Source organism: Gemmatimonadaceae bacterium (assembly GCA_037721215.1).
Taxonomy (GTDB): Bacteria; Gemmatimonadota; Gemmatimonadetes; order Gemmatimonadales; family Gemmatimonadaceae; genus UBA4720.
In genome coordinates this window covers 75,283-89,750 of the sequence record JBBJNV010000005.1, presented here as the reverse complement: position 1 = coordinate 89,750, position 14,468 = coordinate 75,283, and the positions used below count along the sequence as shown (strand labels likewise).

The following is a 14,468-nucleotide window of genomic DNA, read 5'->3' as shown; positions in this document are numbered from 1 at the left end:
CCGGCAGCACGGTGCGCTGTCCGTGAGCCACCGGTACGTCCTCGGCATTTCCGCATTTTATCACGACAGCGCTGCATGCCTCCTCCGGGATGGACAGATCGTTGCCGCCGCGCAGGAAGAACGGTTCACACGAATCAAGGCCGATGCATCCTTCCCGGCGCGTGCGGTTGCGTATTGTCTGGAGAACTCGAACATCGGGGCGAACGATCTCGAGGCGGTCGCCTTCTATGACAAGCCGCTGCTCAAGTTCGAACGAATTATTGAGACCTGGCTCGGTGTCGCTCCACGAGGGTTCGGATCGTTCCTGAAAGCCGGACCCGTGTGGATCAAGGAGAAGCTCTACACAGACCGCGCAATCCGGGAGGGACTGGGAGGTTACAGCGGACGGGTTCTTTACGCTGAGCATCACGAGTCGCACGCGGCAAGCGCGTTTCTGCCGTCGCCGTACGACGAAGCTGCGATCCTGACTATCGACGGCGTGGGCGAATGGGCTACTGCGTCCGTCGGTCACGGGCATGGATCAGAGATCGACCTGTTGCTGGAGCTGCACTGGCCCGATTCGCTCGGGTTGCTCTACTCGGCATTTACCTATCACGCGGGTTTCAAGGTCAACTCGGGCGAGTACAAGGTCATGGGTCTCGCTCCATACGGGACACCGAGGTACGTAGACGCGATTTACCGCGAGCTCATCGATCTCAGGAGCGACGGCTCCTTTACGCTCAACCAGCGGTATTTCAACTACCTGGCCGGGCTCACGATGACGAGCCCGGCGTTCGATGAACTTTTCGACGGGCCGCCGCGCGCTCCCGAGTCGAGCCTCACCCAGCGAGAGATGGATCTCGCGCGCAGTGTGCAGGACGTTTGCGAAGAAGTCGTGCTTCGCATGGCGCGAACCGCGCACGACAGGACGGGTAGCCGGGTTCTATGCCTTGCCGGAGGGGTCGCATTGAACGCGGTGGCGAATGGCAAGGTGATGCGCGAGGGTCCATTCGATAGAGTCTGGATACAGCCTGCCTCCGGCGATGCGGGCGGTGCGCTGGGTGCCGCGCTTCTCGCATGGCACCGGTATCTCGCGCAGCCGCGCGTTGCGCAGACGGACGATGCAATGGAGGGCTCGCTGCTGGGGCCTTCGTTCGACGACGTTGCGATCGAGCAGGCATTGACCCTGTGTGGTGCCCGCTACCAGCAAATGACGCAGGATGAAATCATCGTTCACGCCGCGAGTCTGCTGGCCCAGGATCAGGTCATCGGCTGGTTCGAGGGACGAATGGAATTCGGTCCTCGAGCGCTCGGCGCACGAAGCATTCTCGCCGATCCCCGCAGTGCCCGCATGCAGGCCTCCATCAATCTCAAAGTGAAGTTTCGGGAAGGATTCCGGCCGTTTGCGCCGAGCGTGCTGCAACGCTCCGCAGATGAATATTTTGAACTGGAAAGTGAGTCTCCATACATGCTCGTCGTCGCGCCCGTCGTTCAAAGCCGGCGTTGCCCACCGTCGCCAGCCGACAGCGAGCCTTGGGGCATCGATCGCCTGAATATTCCTCGATCTGATATTCCAGCAGTCACCCATCTCGATTATTCCGCCCGCATTCAGACGGTGACGGCGGAGCGGAGCCCGGCTTACCATTCGCTGATCGAGGAGTTCAATCGCCTTACTGGCTGTCCGGTACTGGTGAACACCTCTTTCAACGTTCGTGGAGAGCCCATCGTCTGCACGCCTGAGGACGCCTACCGCTGCTTCATGCGCACGGGGCTCGACCATCTGATCATCGGGTCGTTCGCAGTTGCCAAATCTGATCAGCCGATGAGTGATGCCGGGGCATGGCAGCAATCGATACCGGCCGATTGACGTCGCCGATCGGTACAGAAAAAAACGCCGCGTATTCGGCGGCGGATGGCCGACGATTCGGGTTTACAGTCGGATCCGCGTTTGCTGCTTTGGCCGCCATTCTCTACTGGCGGCATCGCGAGACCGCCGCCACGATTTTCGCCATTCTCGCCTCGCTTCTGTACATTGCGGCGTTCGCGGCACCGATTCATCTCCGGGGCGTAGAGCAGGCCTGGATGCGGCTTGCAGGTGCAATGTCCAAAGTGACGACGCCCATCTTCATGGTCGTGATCTATTTTGGCGTGCTGACGCCATTCGGTGTGGTTCGACGCGCTTTCGGAAAAAATGCGCTCGACCGCAGCAACGATGCGGAGACCTGCTGGGTAACTCGCGGGCCGGAGGATGCCGAGCGTCGGCGGCTCCGCATGGAACGGCAGTTCTAGGAGGCGACTGAGCATGGGATTCTTCGGGTTGGTCGGCGAGCTGTGGGCTTTCATGAAGGAGCGAAAGAAGCTCTGGCTGCTTCCCATCTTCATCATGCTCCTGCTCGTCGGCGGCCTCCTGGTGTTCGCACAGGGTTCGGCACTCGCTCCGTTCATCTACACAATTTTCTAGCATCTCTTGAAGCAGCGCATCGCGGCGCAAAACAAATCATCAGCCTCGCGAGCCACGGCCCATCCGCCCGGCAAACCGATGTCGAGCGGAAAAGCCGCGGTCTTTCTGGGAATCACGTTGCTCATTCCCGTTCTGCTGTTGCTCGGGATGGAGGTCGGGCTGCGAGCTGCAAGGTATGGCGGAAGCGTGTCGCTGTTCGAAGCACCCGCGATATACAAGGGCCTTTATCTCATTCCCGGTTCCAGTGTTGGAAAGAGATACTTCCCCAGCGAGCGTTTTCCGCCCTCCCCTCCTGCAGACGAGTTTCTGGCAGTAAAGCCTGCGAATTCGCTGCGGCTGTTCGTTATGGGCGAATCATCCGCGGCCGGATTTCCATATCCTCCAAACGCGACATTTTCCCGGCTGCTGCGAGACGCTCTGCGCGACGTGCTGCCGGGCGACACGGTTGAGGTAGTCAATCTCGGCATGGCCGCCACCAACAGCTACGCGATTGCAGACCTTGCAGATGAGGTCATCGAGCAGAAACCAGACGGTGTTCTGATTTACGGTGGTCACAACGAGTTCTATGGCGCGCTGGGTGCGGGCTCGACCGAAACTCTTGGCGCATTTCCCGGCTTCGTTCGACTCTACCTGCGACTTCAGCGTTTCAAGACTTTCGTACTGTTCCGCAATGTCGTCAATGCGGGGATCGCTGCCGTCGGCGGTAAACCTTCAACCGCTGAGATGGAGGCCGACCCCAGCCGAATGGAGAGTGTCGTTCGCGACCAGCGAATCACACTGGGCGGCAAGACCTACGAACGAGGCAAGCGCCAGTACGAGAGTAATCTGAGGTCGGCGATCGGAGCTTTCAGGGCGGCAGGTGTGCCGGTCTTCATCGGCAGCACGCCGAGCAATCTGCGCGGTATCCGGCCCTTCGGGACGCTCGCGTCGTCGGAGGGCAAGGCTGCCCAGGTGACGTTCGATTCGGCAACAGAGATGCTGTCACGTCGCGATACCGTCAATGCGGCAGTCCGGTTTGCGAGGGCGCGAGATCTCGACCCGATCCGATTTCGTGCTCCCGGTGAGTTCAGGCGGCTCGTTGAACGAATAGCGCGCGAAACCGGCTCTTACTATGTACCGGTTGAAGAGACTTTCAACCAACAGGCGGCCTACGGCATTCCGGGCTCAGACCTCTTCCTCGAGCATGTTCATCCAGACCGCAAAGGTTATGCGTTGCTGGCAAATGCCTATTTCGACGCTCTGGCGCGCGCACGTTTTCTGGGCAGACGCTCCGACGTAACACGCATGGCGTCATGGGACGATTACCTGCGTGGCACGAAAGTGACGCCGCTGGACGAACGAATCGCGTACCACACCGTCAAAACGATTACCACGCGATGGCCGTTCGTGCCGATCGCTTCGCAACTGGACTATCGAGGCGGCTATACTCCCGTTGATCTGCTCGACAGCATTGCGTTCGCGGCGTCGCGTGGACAGATGCCGTGGGCGAGCGCAAAGGCCGAGGCGGCAGTGGCATTTTTGCGGCGAGGCAATGTCGACGCAGCGGTCGCCGAGTACGAGGGCCTGATCCGGGATGCCCCGCGGGTCGAGATTGCCTACCGTCTGACAGGAGGTGCGCTTGTCGCTGCCGGCCAGCCCGAACGCGCCAAACCGTACCTCGAGGCTGCATACAGGATAGAGCCGAATGCAGTGAATTCGTTTTCTGTGGGCGTGCTGGCTCTACAGGCGAAGGACGCCCAACGCGCAATTCCGTTTCTCGAGCAGGCCTTACGTCTCGAGCCGACCATGCTGGTTGCGATGTATCAACTGAGCCTCGCCTACGCTCTGTCGCGCGATCTGCAGCGCGCGAGAGACGTCGCCATCCGGCTCGCCCGCGCCAACGCGGCGTACCCTGGACTGGCCGAGTGGATGCAGGCATTGGGGCTTGGTCCGGGGTGAGCGCACGTTCCTTGCTTTCCCGGTATATCGTTCCTTGCTCGCCCAGTGAATCGTTCCTGAATGGCTTCGTACTCACATTCCGAGGAAATACATGTTCGCATTCTCAGTGTCAGCTTCACGCATCGTCGCAGCGGGCACCCTCGCAGCGATGATCGGGTGCGCCAGCGCCCCTGTGCTATCGGGCGGTCGCGTTGCAGTCGCCAGTGCCCTTATTGTCAGTGCGGCGGGCGAGCCTCGCGGAACCGCCGAAATCTGGCAGGACGCAAACAACATCGTCCATGTGGAGGCGCAGCTTCGCGATCTGCCGATTGGCACGCACGGAATACATTTTCATGCCGCAGGGCTCTGCGAAGGGGCGGCCGCAACGCCGTTTGCTTCTGCGGGAGAGCACTTCAATCCGCTGGGGCGAATGCACGGGCTCGATAATCCGGGCGGCCCGCATGCCGGCGATGCGCCCAATTTCACCATTGGCGTCGACCGGCTCGGGCGAGCCAGCTTTACTACCGATCGCGTATCACTTACGCCCGGCTCGACGACGCTCTTCGATGGCGATGGATCCGCTTTAGTCATTCACGCGACCGCTGACGATCAGATATCGCAGCCTGCAGGTAACAGCGGCGGTCGGATCGCTTGCGGGGTCGTAAGGCGGAATTAGAGTCGTCGGCTGCCCGTGTCTGGTGACGCGGTGGACAGGATGTGCCCGCCCGCTACCTGCTGGTACGCCGCCTCGTCGCCGCCAGCACCTGGCCGCGATAATGAACGGACTCGATCGCGTCGATCGCGTCGATCGCCCGGTCGTATGCCGGTCTGACCGCGTCGTCAATTGGATATGCGTTGACAACGTCGTCAGCAGCTCACTGAGATAACTGTCAGATCTAATTTTCAGAGCAGCTGAAAGCACTCCGGTGACAATTTCCCTGGTCAGCGGCTTCAGGAGATCTGCTCCCGGCAACGCAGACGGATCGGCTAGATTAGGCCGAATGACGGCTCTCCGCGCGTTCCTCTCCGAGATGATCGATTACGCGGGCCTGTTCCCGCCGGCGGGGCTCAGCATGTCCGAGGCGGTAAAGAACTATTCAGAATACCTGACAGGGGCCGACAGCGATCTCCTTGGGAGATTTGTCGTGCCGGCAGATCGCATTGACGAATTTGCCGACGCAGCGATGAATTTCCTGCCGCGCAGTGAGCGTGCAACACCATGGCGCGTCAGCGCCATCGCGAGAGGTGACCTAGCCGCGGTGAAAAAGGATCTGCTCGAATTCAACTGTAGCCACTGGAGCGGGTCAGACCTCGGCCACGCAGTCATTGATTCGGTGGAGATTGCCGTCAATGGGGAGACGGAAATAGAATCGGCTGCCATGACAGTCTCCGGCGCCTTCGAAACCTTCCTGGAAATACCCGCCACACTCGACCCATCGAGCCTCATCCACGCAATCGGCCGTTCCGGAGCACGCGCCAAAATCAGGACTGGAGGAGTCGTGTCGGAGGCCTTCCCGAATGCGGCAGCGGTAGTTCGGTTTATTACTGCCTGCAACGCGCAAGGCGTCAGGTTCAAGGCCACAGCCGGCCTTCATCATCCCCTTCGTGCGAGCTATGCGTTGACCTACGATGCTGGAAGCCCAACCGCGCCTATGTTCGGCTATCTCAATGTCTTTCTCGCGAGCGCATTCGTTCATGTGGGTTTTCCGGAAACAACAGTCACCGAGGTTCTGGAGGAGGGCGATTCCCGAACGATGACTTTTGACGACCATGGAGTTGAGTGGCGCGGGCATCGTATCTCCCGCGAGCAGCTTTCCGCGACCCGAAACGAGCTTGCACGGTCATTCGGATCGTGCTCATTCCACGACCCCGTTGCTGAAGCGCGACAACTCGGAGCACTATGACTCACACGCTGAACGCGACCCATGACACGGATCTGCGAAGCTGGGTTGAGAGCGCGGGGGATTCAGGTTCGGACTTTCCCATCCAGAACCTCCCTTATGGGGTGTTTACTATCGCGGGATGGGATGCGGCGAGAGTTGGAGTGGCGATTGGAGACCAGATTCTCGATGTGGCTGGCTGTGTAACAGAGAATTTGATCCCGGCCTCGCGCGCCGCGGACGCGTGCGCCGGGTCTTCGCTCAACGGGCTGATGGCGCTCGAGGCGAACGAGCTGTCGTCTTTCCGGTCCCGGATCAGCGAACTGCTGGCGGTCGACACATCCGCGGGCAGGGAGGCAAGGCGGGCACGAGACCGCCTTCTCGTACCAATTGCTGCGGCGAAAATGTACCTGCCGGCTCACATCGGCGATTACACTGACTTTTACGCATCGCTTCAGCACGCGACAAACGTCGGCAGCATGTTCCGGCCGGACAATCCGCTGTTGCCCAACTACAAATATGTGCCGATTGGATACCACGGCCGGGCGTCATCGATTGTCCTCTCGGACACCGCCATCCGTCGGCCCTCCGGCCAGACGAAGGATGCCGCCGCTGCGGAACCTTCGTTTGGCCCGACGACGATGCTCGATTATGAATCCGAGCTGGGTTTTTTTGTCGGGCGCGGTAATTCCATGGGATCGCCGGTGCCGCTGGCTACGGCAGACGAACACATCTTCGGCTTCTGCCTTGTGAACGACTGGTCGGCGCGCGACATCCAGGCGTGGGAATACCAGCCCCTCGGACCCTTTCTGGCCAAGAATTTTGCGACGACAGTTTCACCCTGGGTCGTTACCGCCGAAGCCGTTGAGCCGTACCGCATTCCAGCTGCAGGCCGCCAGGACGGGGATCCCGCGCCGCTTCCATATCTGACCTCTAAACGGGACGCCGAACGCGGCGGGATTGACGCGTTGCTGGAGGTCTACATTGCGTCGGCGCGAATGCGGGAGGAGAGCATACCTCCCGTGCTGCTGTCCCGCGCGCCCTTCTCGCTCATGTACTGGACCGTTGCGCAGATGGTTACACATCATTCCGGCAATGGATGCAATCTGAGAGCGGGCGATCTTCTTGCCAGCGGTACTGTTTCAGGCATCGCCGCTGATTCCAGGGGTTGCCTGCTCGAGCTTACCCGGCGCGGCGCTGACCCTCTGTCATTGCCCACAGGCGAGACCCGCAGATTTCTGGAGGATGGCGACCAGGTGATAATGAAAGGATATCTCCAGGCTGAATCCAGGCCACGCATTGGGTTTGGCGAATGTCGCGGCATCATTCTTCCCTCTCACAGCGACGCATGAAGCAGAACGGCACCAACACCCGCAACGGAAACGGCGGCGAACCTCCGGCCGGCAAACTGTACGAGATTCGAAGGTCGTCGATACAGGGGCGCGGAGTGTTCGCGACGCAGCGCATCCGGCCGGGCCAGAAAGTAGTCGAGTACGCCGGGGAGCGAGTGACGAATGCCGAAGCAGACCGCCGCTATGACGAAGAGAATATGTCGCGCCATCACACTTTCCTGTTCACGCTCGATGATGAAACAGTGGTCGATGGCCGATGTGAGGGCAACGATGCACGGTACATTAATCATTCCTGCGATCCGAACTGTGAAGCCGTCATCGAGAACCAGGAAATCTGGATTTACGCGTTGCGCAACATTCAGCCCGGCATCGAGCTGGGATATGACTACCAGTATGAACGAACGGGTGAGAATGACGATGAGCTCGAGAAATTCTATCACTGCCTGTGTGGATCCCCGAAATGCCGGGGAAGTATCATGAAGCCAGCCCGCAAGCCCCGAAAGAGGAGATCGAGCACCTAGGATGACAGAACGATCCAATAATCCAAAGCGGAGTTTCAGAATGAGCTGCAATAAGACCTGGTTCGCATCGCTCGCCGCTGTCGTAGTGGTGTCGGCCACCGCAGGCGCTCAGGGCACATACCGGCAGACGGTGCCAATCGACCCGGCCAACCTCGACCGCGCCGCCAGCGCGTGCACCGATTTCTACCAGTTTGCGAATGGTGGCTGGCTCAGGAACAACCCGATTCCGGCCGCATTCTCCCGCTGGGGGAGCTTCGATGAACTTGGTGAAAAAAATCAGGAGTCACTGACGTCGCTGCTTGTTGGTGCGGCGGACGATGTCGATGCCAAACAAGCTCCGGCTTCCCGAATGCTCGGTACCTACTACAGCTCATGCATGGATTCGGCGGCCGCGGAGCGACAGGGAGCAAGCGCGTTGCGTCCGCGTCTGTCGCGGATCGCGGCGGTGAGTGATCGCGCCGGGCTCCAGCGTGAAATCGCCCGGCTGCACCGCGAGGGTGTACCTGTTCTCTTCAACTTCGGATCATCGCAGGATTCGAAGAACAGCACGTCGGTCATTGCGGGCGCGTATCAGGGCGGCCTCGGGCTGCCCGACAGGGACTACTACAGTAAGACCGATCCGGCGTCCGCTGGAATTCGCGCCAGCTACACGGCGCATGTCCAGCGAATGTTCGAGCTTTCCGGAGTGCCGGCAGCGCAGGCTGCTTCCGATGCCGCTCGCGTGACCGCCATTGAAACAGAGCTTGCAAATGCGTCGCTGACGCGGGTTCAGCTCCGCGATCCGGTGGCGACATACAACTATCGCACGCCGGCACAGATGGCTTCGATGACGCCGAATTTCAACTGGAACCGATACTTCGCGGATGTTGGCAACGCCAGAATCCCTGCGGTCGACGTCCAGAATCCTCGCTTCTTCATGACTGTGGATACCATGCTGGCGCGAGTGCCGCTCTCTGACTGGAAGGCCTACCTCCGGTGGAAAACCATCAAGTCGTCCGCGCCGCTGCTTAGCTCGGCGTTCGTGAACGAAGATTTCCGCTTCAGCAGCACGCTATCCGGCGCCAAGGAACTGCTTCCTCGCCATAAACGATGCACCCGCGCCGCTGACGGCGGACTTCGTGACGCACTTGGTGAAGCTTACGTCGGGAAAAACTTCACACCTGCCGCAAAGGCGCGCGCGCTCGAGATGGTCCGGAATCTTCAGTCAGTGTATCGGGATCGGATCAATGCGTTGCCGTGGATGAGCGACGTGACGCGTCGTGAGGCGTTGGTCAAACTCGATGCTTTCGCAAACAAGATTGGTTATCCGGACAAGTGGCGTGACTACTCGACGCTCCGGATCAAGGACGGCCCCTTTCTCAACAACGTGATTGCGGTTTCCGAATACGAGACCTCGCGCGACATGGCGATGATCGGCAAGCCCGTAGACCGGATGGAATGGGGGATGACTCCGCCGACGGTAAACGCCTACTACAACCCGTCGATGAACGAAATCGTCTTCCCTGCCGGGATTCTGCAGGCGCCATTTTTTTCGGCGAGCGCGGACGACGCCGTTAACTATGGCGGTATGGGAAGTGTGATCGGGCATGAGATCAGCCATGGCTTCGACGATCAGGGCTCGCAGTACGATGCGAAGGGTAATCTCAAGAACTGGTGGAGCGCGGACGACCTTGCGAAGTTCAAGGAGCGCACCACCATGGTCTCCAACCAGTATGGCGCGTATACCGTCCTCGACAGCGTTCGCGTCAACGGCGAGCTGACGCTGGGCGAGAATATCGCCGACCTCGGTGGATTATCCGTTGCTTACGCGGCGTTGCAGAAAGCGATGGCGGGGAAGCCGCGGACCCCGATTGACGGATTTACGCCCGAACAGCGCTTTTTCCTCGCCTGGGCGCAGATCTGGCGGCAGAATATCACGGAACAGGCGCAGCGCCAGCGGATCATCACCGACTCACATGCGCCCGGCCGGTGGCGGACAAATGGTCCGCTGTCGAACATGCCCGAGTTTGCGCAGGCGTTCGGATGCAAGGACGGCGACCCGATGGTTCGTGGCGCCGCCACACGGGCATCCATCTGGTAGGCCGGATCTGATTCGTACAGCCGGGTGGCGTCTGCAATCCGGAGACGCCACCCTGCTGCGCTCCCATGCCTCCTGCATTCTACTACAGGGAATCCTTCGGGATTCGGATATCGGTGCGGCCGACGTATCTCCGGAATCAATCGGAGCCGTCGGCCAAACACTACGTGTTCGCTTACTTCGTGAGGATAGAGAACGTTGGAACGCAAGCGGCTCAGCTCGTATCGCGCCGGTGGCTCATTCACGATTCTCCGAGCGACGACACCGAGGTCAAAGGGGAGGGGGTAGTGGGCGAGCAGCCGTTCATCGGTCCTGGCGCGGTGCACGAGTATCAGAGCTTCTGCATTCTGAAATCGGGTGAGGGTTACATGGAAGGGCACTACGATTTCGTTCGCGCCGATGAGACGACATTTCAGGCCGTCATTCCGCGGTTCGTGCTGAGCGCAAGCGCCCCGACAACGCTCCCGTCATAGCAGAGGCTGGTCGGGGAACGCCACCACGCCGAAGTCCGGTACGACTGTTGCCCTCGAACGGGCAAATGGCCCGCATCTACGACGTGTCTGTTCCTATCCATAATGGCGGTTTCGTTTATCCGGGTAATCCCGAGATAAAAATCGAGTCGCATCAATCGATCGAGAAGGGTGCCGGCGCCAATGTTTCCTCGCTCGCCTTCGGATCCCATACTGGAACGCACGTCGATGCGGCGAAGCATTTCTTCGACAACGGTCAGACGATCGACCAGATTCCGCTGGAAATCCTGATGGGTCGCGCTATCCTGCTTGCTTTCGACGACGAACTCATGTCCATAGGGGCAGCTGAGCTGCAGACGCAAGACATTGGAGATCACATACGTGTGTTACTGCGTACGCGAAACTCAGCATTGCTTACGCGGCCGGACTTTGTGAGGAACTACACTTACCTCGCCCCCGACGGTGCTGCATACCTCGTTTCGCGAGGTGTAAAACTGGTTGGGGTCGATTACCTCTCCATCGAGCAGTTCCGATCCGGCCATCATCTCACCCACCGGACACTTCTCCAGCAGGACGTGGTTATCGTCGAGGGCCTCGACCTCTCCGCGCCACCTCCTGGCGAATACAGTCTGGCCTGTCTTCCTTTGCGCCTGGCGGGCCTTGACGGGGCCCCGGCCCGCGCCGTCATCACTGAGCTAAGCGACTGATGTCAATCACCCACGTCTTCTTTGATATTGGCGGAGTCCTCGGCACCAACGGCTGGGACCGGGAACAGCGACGCCATGCGCTCAAGCATTTTGCCATCGATGAGAGTGACTTTCAATACCGTCACGAGGAGACTGTCGGGACACTCGAGTCCGGCCGCCTGACCCTCGACGAGTACCTCGACATTACGGTGTTCGGTACGCAGCGACACTTCACCAAGGAAGAATTTCGTGCGTACATGAAAGCCCAGAGTGAACCGTTTCCCGATTCGATTGCTGTTGCCCGCGCAATTGCCGGCGGAGGCAGGTATGCGGTTTTCACGATGAACAATGAATCTGACGAGCTGAATCGGCATCGCATCGAGCATTTCGGGCTTTGCGACATCTTCGATGCATTCCTTTCATCGTGCTGGCTCGGTGTCCGGAAACCGGCTCGTGCTTTCTACGACCGCGTGCTGTCGATTACGCAGGCCGATCCTGCACGCTCCGTCTTTGTAGACGACCGTGAGCAGAATCTGGAGCCCGCGCGGATGCTCGGAATGAACGTCATCCATTACGCCTCTGCCGGGCAGATGAGCAGGGAACTCGTTGCTGCCGGCGTCGACTTCAAACTCAAGGAAGGATAAGCATGCAGCTCGCGATGATCGGCCTGGGCAAGATGGGTGGCAACATGTCTGAGCGACTCATGAGAAACGGCCACAAAATGGTGGTCTTCGATCGCAATCCGGAAACCACGGCGCACTATTCGGGCATGGGGGCGACGAGCGCTGCCGATGCAGGCGACGCAGTGGCCAGACTGGCCGGCCCGCGGATAGTGTGGATCATGGTTCCTGCAGGCAAGCCGGTCGACGATACAATTGCCAGCCTGCTGCCGGGCATGTCGCAGGGTGATGTAATCATTGATGGCGGTAACTCCAACTTTCACGACACCATGCGCCGCGGGACCCAGCTAAAAGCGGAAGGCATTGAGTTTGTGGACTCGGGCACGAGTGGCGGCATCTGGGGTCTCGAAAACGGATACTGTCTGATGATAGGTGCATCTCCGGAAGCATTTGCATTGTGTGAGCCGATATTCAGGTCGCTGGCACCCGAAAACGGTTACGCTCATGTCGGTCCGACGGGTGCCGGTCATTATGTGAAAATGATCCACAACGGAGTCGAATACGGAATGCTTCAGGCTTATGCTGAAGGTTATGAGATCCTTCATGCCTCGAAGAGTTTTGACCTCGATCTGCACAAGATCGCTTCGGTGTGGAATCGCGGCAGCGTCGTTCGCTCGTGGATCAACGAGCTTGCCGAGATCGCCTTCAAGCGGGAGCCGGATCTCGATTCCCTCGAGGGCTATGTGGAAGACTCCGGCGAGGGCAGATGGACAGTTCAGGAAGCCATCGATCTCGACGTGCCCGCCCCGGTGATTACGCTGTCGCTGCTGGCGCGGCTGCGTTCCCGCCAGAGTGACTCGTTCTCGGGCAAGGTAATCGCCGCACTGCGGAACGAATTCGGCGGTCACGCCGTGAAAAAGACGTGACGTTTCCGAAGGTTACAGGCTATCCGGCAGTCATGGGAAGGGACAGCAACTTCGAAAGGCGAGCCCATCCATGCACGGTAGTGATCCTCGGCGCCGGTGGAGACCTCATGCGCCGAAAGCTGATGCCGGCGCTTTACTATCTCGCTCATCAGAAACTCCTTCCCGAACATTTCGGTCTGATTGGTGTCGGCCGCGACGCAATGGGAGACGTGGAATTCGCTGCGTCGATGAGAGTCGCTCTCGAGCAGTCCGACGAAGTGCGTGGAGTAAGCGATGAAACGTGGTCGTGGTTGTCTGGAAGAATCCGGTACGCGTATGGCGATCTGACCGGCGACCAGGTGTACGATGAGATCGGCCGGAGCCTCGGCACACTCGAACAGGCTGTTCCAGGAGAAGAAAGGAACCGGCTATTCTACCTTGCCATTCCGCCTAGCGTTTTTGAAGGGACGCTGGAGCATCTGTCTCAAAGCGGCCTTGCTCCCCGCACCGCCGCGGGCGACGACCAGCCCTGGGGGCGGGTAGTGATCGAGAAACCATTTGGTCGCGACCTCCAATCAGCACAGGCGCTCAATCAGGTTGTTCTCGACAGGTTCGGCGAGCATCAGATCTATCGAATCGATCACTACCTGGGCAAGGAAAGCGTTCAGAACATTCTCGTGTTCCGCTTCGCCAATCCGATCTTCGAACCGCTCTGGAATCGTCAGTACATCAAGCAGGTGCAGATTACCGTGGCGGAATCGGTAGGCATCGAATCGCGAGGCAAGTATTACGAGGAAGCCGGCGTGATTCGCGACATGTTTCAGAATCATCTGCTGCAGCTGTTGACACTGGCCGCGATGGAGCCGCCCGTCGCCTTCAGAGCCGACGATGTGCGCGATGAAAAGGTGAAAGTCCTGCGCTCGCTGCGACCGCTGCTTGCCGCGGGCGAGCCACCGGTTGTTCTCGGACAGTACAGCGCCGCGGAACTCGGCGGAAAAAGTGTGCCTGGCTATCGTCAGGAGAAGGACGTCGCTCCTGATTCCGTAACGCCTACTTTCGCCGCGGTAAGGTTTGCGATCGACAACTGGCGCTGGAAACACGTTCCGTTCTACGTGCGTTCGGGGAAGAGATTGCCGGCGAGAACTTCCGAAATCGCAATCCAGTTTCGCGCGCCACCGGTGCTCATGTTCGGACAACAGGAACTGGAAACAAAAAACCCAAGCGTGCTCGTGATGCGGGTGCAGCCGAACGAGGGCATCTCGCTGCGGTTTCAGGTAAAGACGCCAGGGGCGTGCAATCAACTGACACCGCAATTCGAGATTTCACCAGTGGACATGGATTTCACCTATGCGGAAGCATTCGGCGACGAATCGCCGCCTGCCTATCAGACCCTCCTGCTCGACTGCATGCTGGGCGATGCAACGCTCTTTACACGGAGCGATGAGGTAGAGGAGGCGTGGAAAGTCATCGACCCGTTGTTCCGCTATCTGAAGGAAAACTCGCGTGCGCCGATTCCCACTTACCCCGCAGGTACCTGGGGACCGGAGGAAGCGCACGATCTTCTGCGCGGAGCGCAGACGCAGTGGCGTTAGGGCAACAG

General features: G+C 59.6%; 14 protein-coding genes. All 14 read left to right on the top strand.

What is annotated here, in order from left to right:
* The first annotated feature begins 22 nt into the window (after positions 1-22).
* The 14 genes from WKF55_03725 (at position 23) to zwf (ending at position 14,460) form a co-directional block, all read left to right on the top strand.
* Positions 23-1,846, top strand: coding sequence for a carbamoyltransferase (locus WKF55_03725; GenBank protein MEJ7758686.1), 1,824 nt, complete (start codon positions 23-25; stop codon positions 1,844-1,846).
* The gene (locus WKF55_03720) at positions 1,819-2,268 is read left to right on the top strand and encodes a hypothetical protein (protein MEJ7758685.1); all 450 of its coding nucleotides are present in this window, start codon (positions 1,819-1,821) and stop codon (positions 2,266-2,268) included. The genes WKF55_03725 and WKF55_03720 overlap by 28 nt, the downstream gene beginning before the upstream one ends.
* 13 nt (positions 2,269-2,281) lie before the next feature.
* Positions 2,282-2,440 (top strand): DUF5989 family protein, encoded by a 159-nt coding sequence (locus WKF55_03715; protein MEJ7758684.1) that lies wholly within the window; start codon positions 2,282-2,284, stop codon positions 2,438-2,440.
* A gap of 78 nt (positions 2,441-2,518) precedes the next feature.
* Positions 2,519-4,378 carry a hypothetical protein gene (locus tag WKF55_03710; GenBank protein ID MEJ7758683.1) on the top strand — a complete coding sequence of 620 codons (1,860 nt, stop codon included), beginning with the start codon at positions 2,519-2,521 and terminating at the stop codon, positions 4,376-4,378.
* Between the two features lie 91 nt (positions 4,379-4,469).
* Positions 4,470-5,033: a superoxide dismutase family protein gene (locus tag WKF55_03705; protein MEJ7758682.1), complete on the top strand. Its 564-nt coding sequence runs from the start codon at positions 4,470-4,472 to the stop codon at positions 5,031-5,033.
* A 325-nt stretch (positions 5,034-5,358) separates the two neighbouring features.
* The gene (locus WKF55_03700; GenBank protein MEJ7758681.1) at positions 5,359-6,261 is read left to right on the top strand and encodes a hypothetical protein; all 903 of its coding nucleotides are present in this window, start codon (positions 5,359-5,361) and stop codon (positions 6,259-6,261) included.
* A complete protein-coding gene (gene fahA / locus WKF55_03695) occupies positions 6,258-7,589 on the top strand; it encodes a fumarylacetoacetase (GenBank protein MEJ7758680.1) in 1,332 nt (443 codons plus the stop codon). Before WKF55_03700 ends, fahA begins: the two co-directional genes overlap by 4 nt.
* The gene (locus tag WKF55_03690) at positions 7,586-8,110 is read left to right on the top strand and encodes an SET domain-containing protein-lysine N-methyltransferase (protein ID MEJ7758679.1); all 525 of its coding nucleotides are present in this window, start codon (positions 7,586-7,588) and stop codon (positions 8,108-8,110) included. Before fahA ends, WKF55_03690 begins: the two co-directional genes overlap by 4 nt.
* A gap of 40 nt (positions 8,111-8,150) precedes the next feature.
* Entirely contained in the window at positions 8,151-10,190 is a 2,040-nt protein-coding gene (locus tag WKF55_03685; protein ID MEJ7758678.1) for a M13 family metallopeptidase, read from the top strand.
* Between the two features lie 65 nt (positions 10,191-10,255).
* Positions 10,256-10,660, top strand: a complete 405-nt coding sequence (gene apaG, locus WKF55_03680; GenBank protein ID MEJ7758677.1) for a Co2+/Mg2+ efflux protein ApaG — start codon at positions 10,256-10,258, stop codon at positions 10,658-10,660.
* A gap of 65 nt (positions 10,661-10,725) precedes the next feature.
* Positions 10,726-11,364 (top strand): cyclase family protein, encoded by a 639-nt coding sequence (locus WKF55_03675; protein MEJ7758676.1) that lies wholly within the window; start codon positions 10,726-10,728, stop codon positions 11,362-11,364.
* Positions 11,364-11,987 (top strand): HAD family phosphatase, encoded by a 624-nt coding sequence (locus WKF55_03670; GenBank protein MEJ7758675.1) that lies wholly within the window; start codon positions 11,364-11,366, stop codon positions 11,985-11,987. The genes WKF55_03675 and WKF55_03670 overlap by 1 nt, the downstream gene beginning before the upstream one ends.
* Positions 11,988-11,989: 2 nt before the next feature.
* Positions 11,990-12,889 carry a phosphogluconate dehydrogenase (NAD(+)-dependent, decarboxylating) gene (gene gnd, locus WKF55_03665; GenBank protein ID MEJ7758674.1) on the top strand — a complete coding sequence of 300 codons (900 nt, stop codon included), beginning with the start codon at positions 11,990-11,992 and terminating at the stop codon, positions 12,887-12,889.
* Positions 12,886-14,460, top strand: coding sequence for a glucose-6-phosphate dehydrogenase (gene zwf / locus WKF55_03660; GenBank protein MEJ7758673.1), 1,575 nt, complete (start codon positions 12,886-12,888; stop codon positions 14,458-14,460). The genes gnd and zwf overlap by 4 nt, the downstream gene beginning before the upstream one ends.
* Positions 14,461-14,468: the final 8 nt, after the last annotated feature.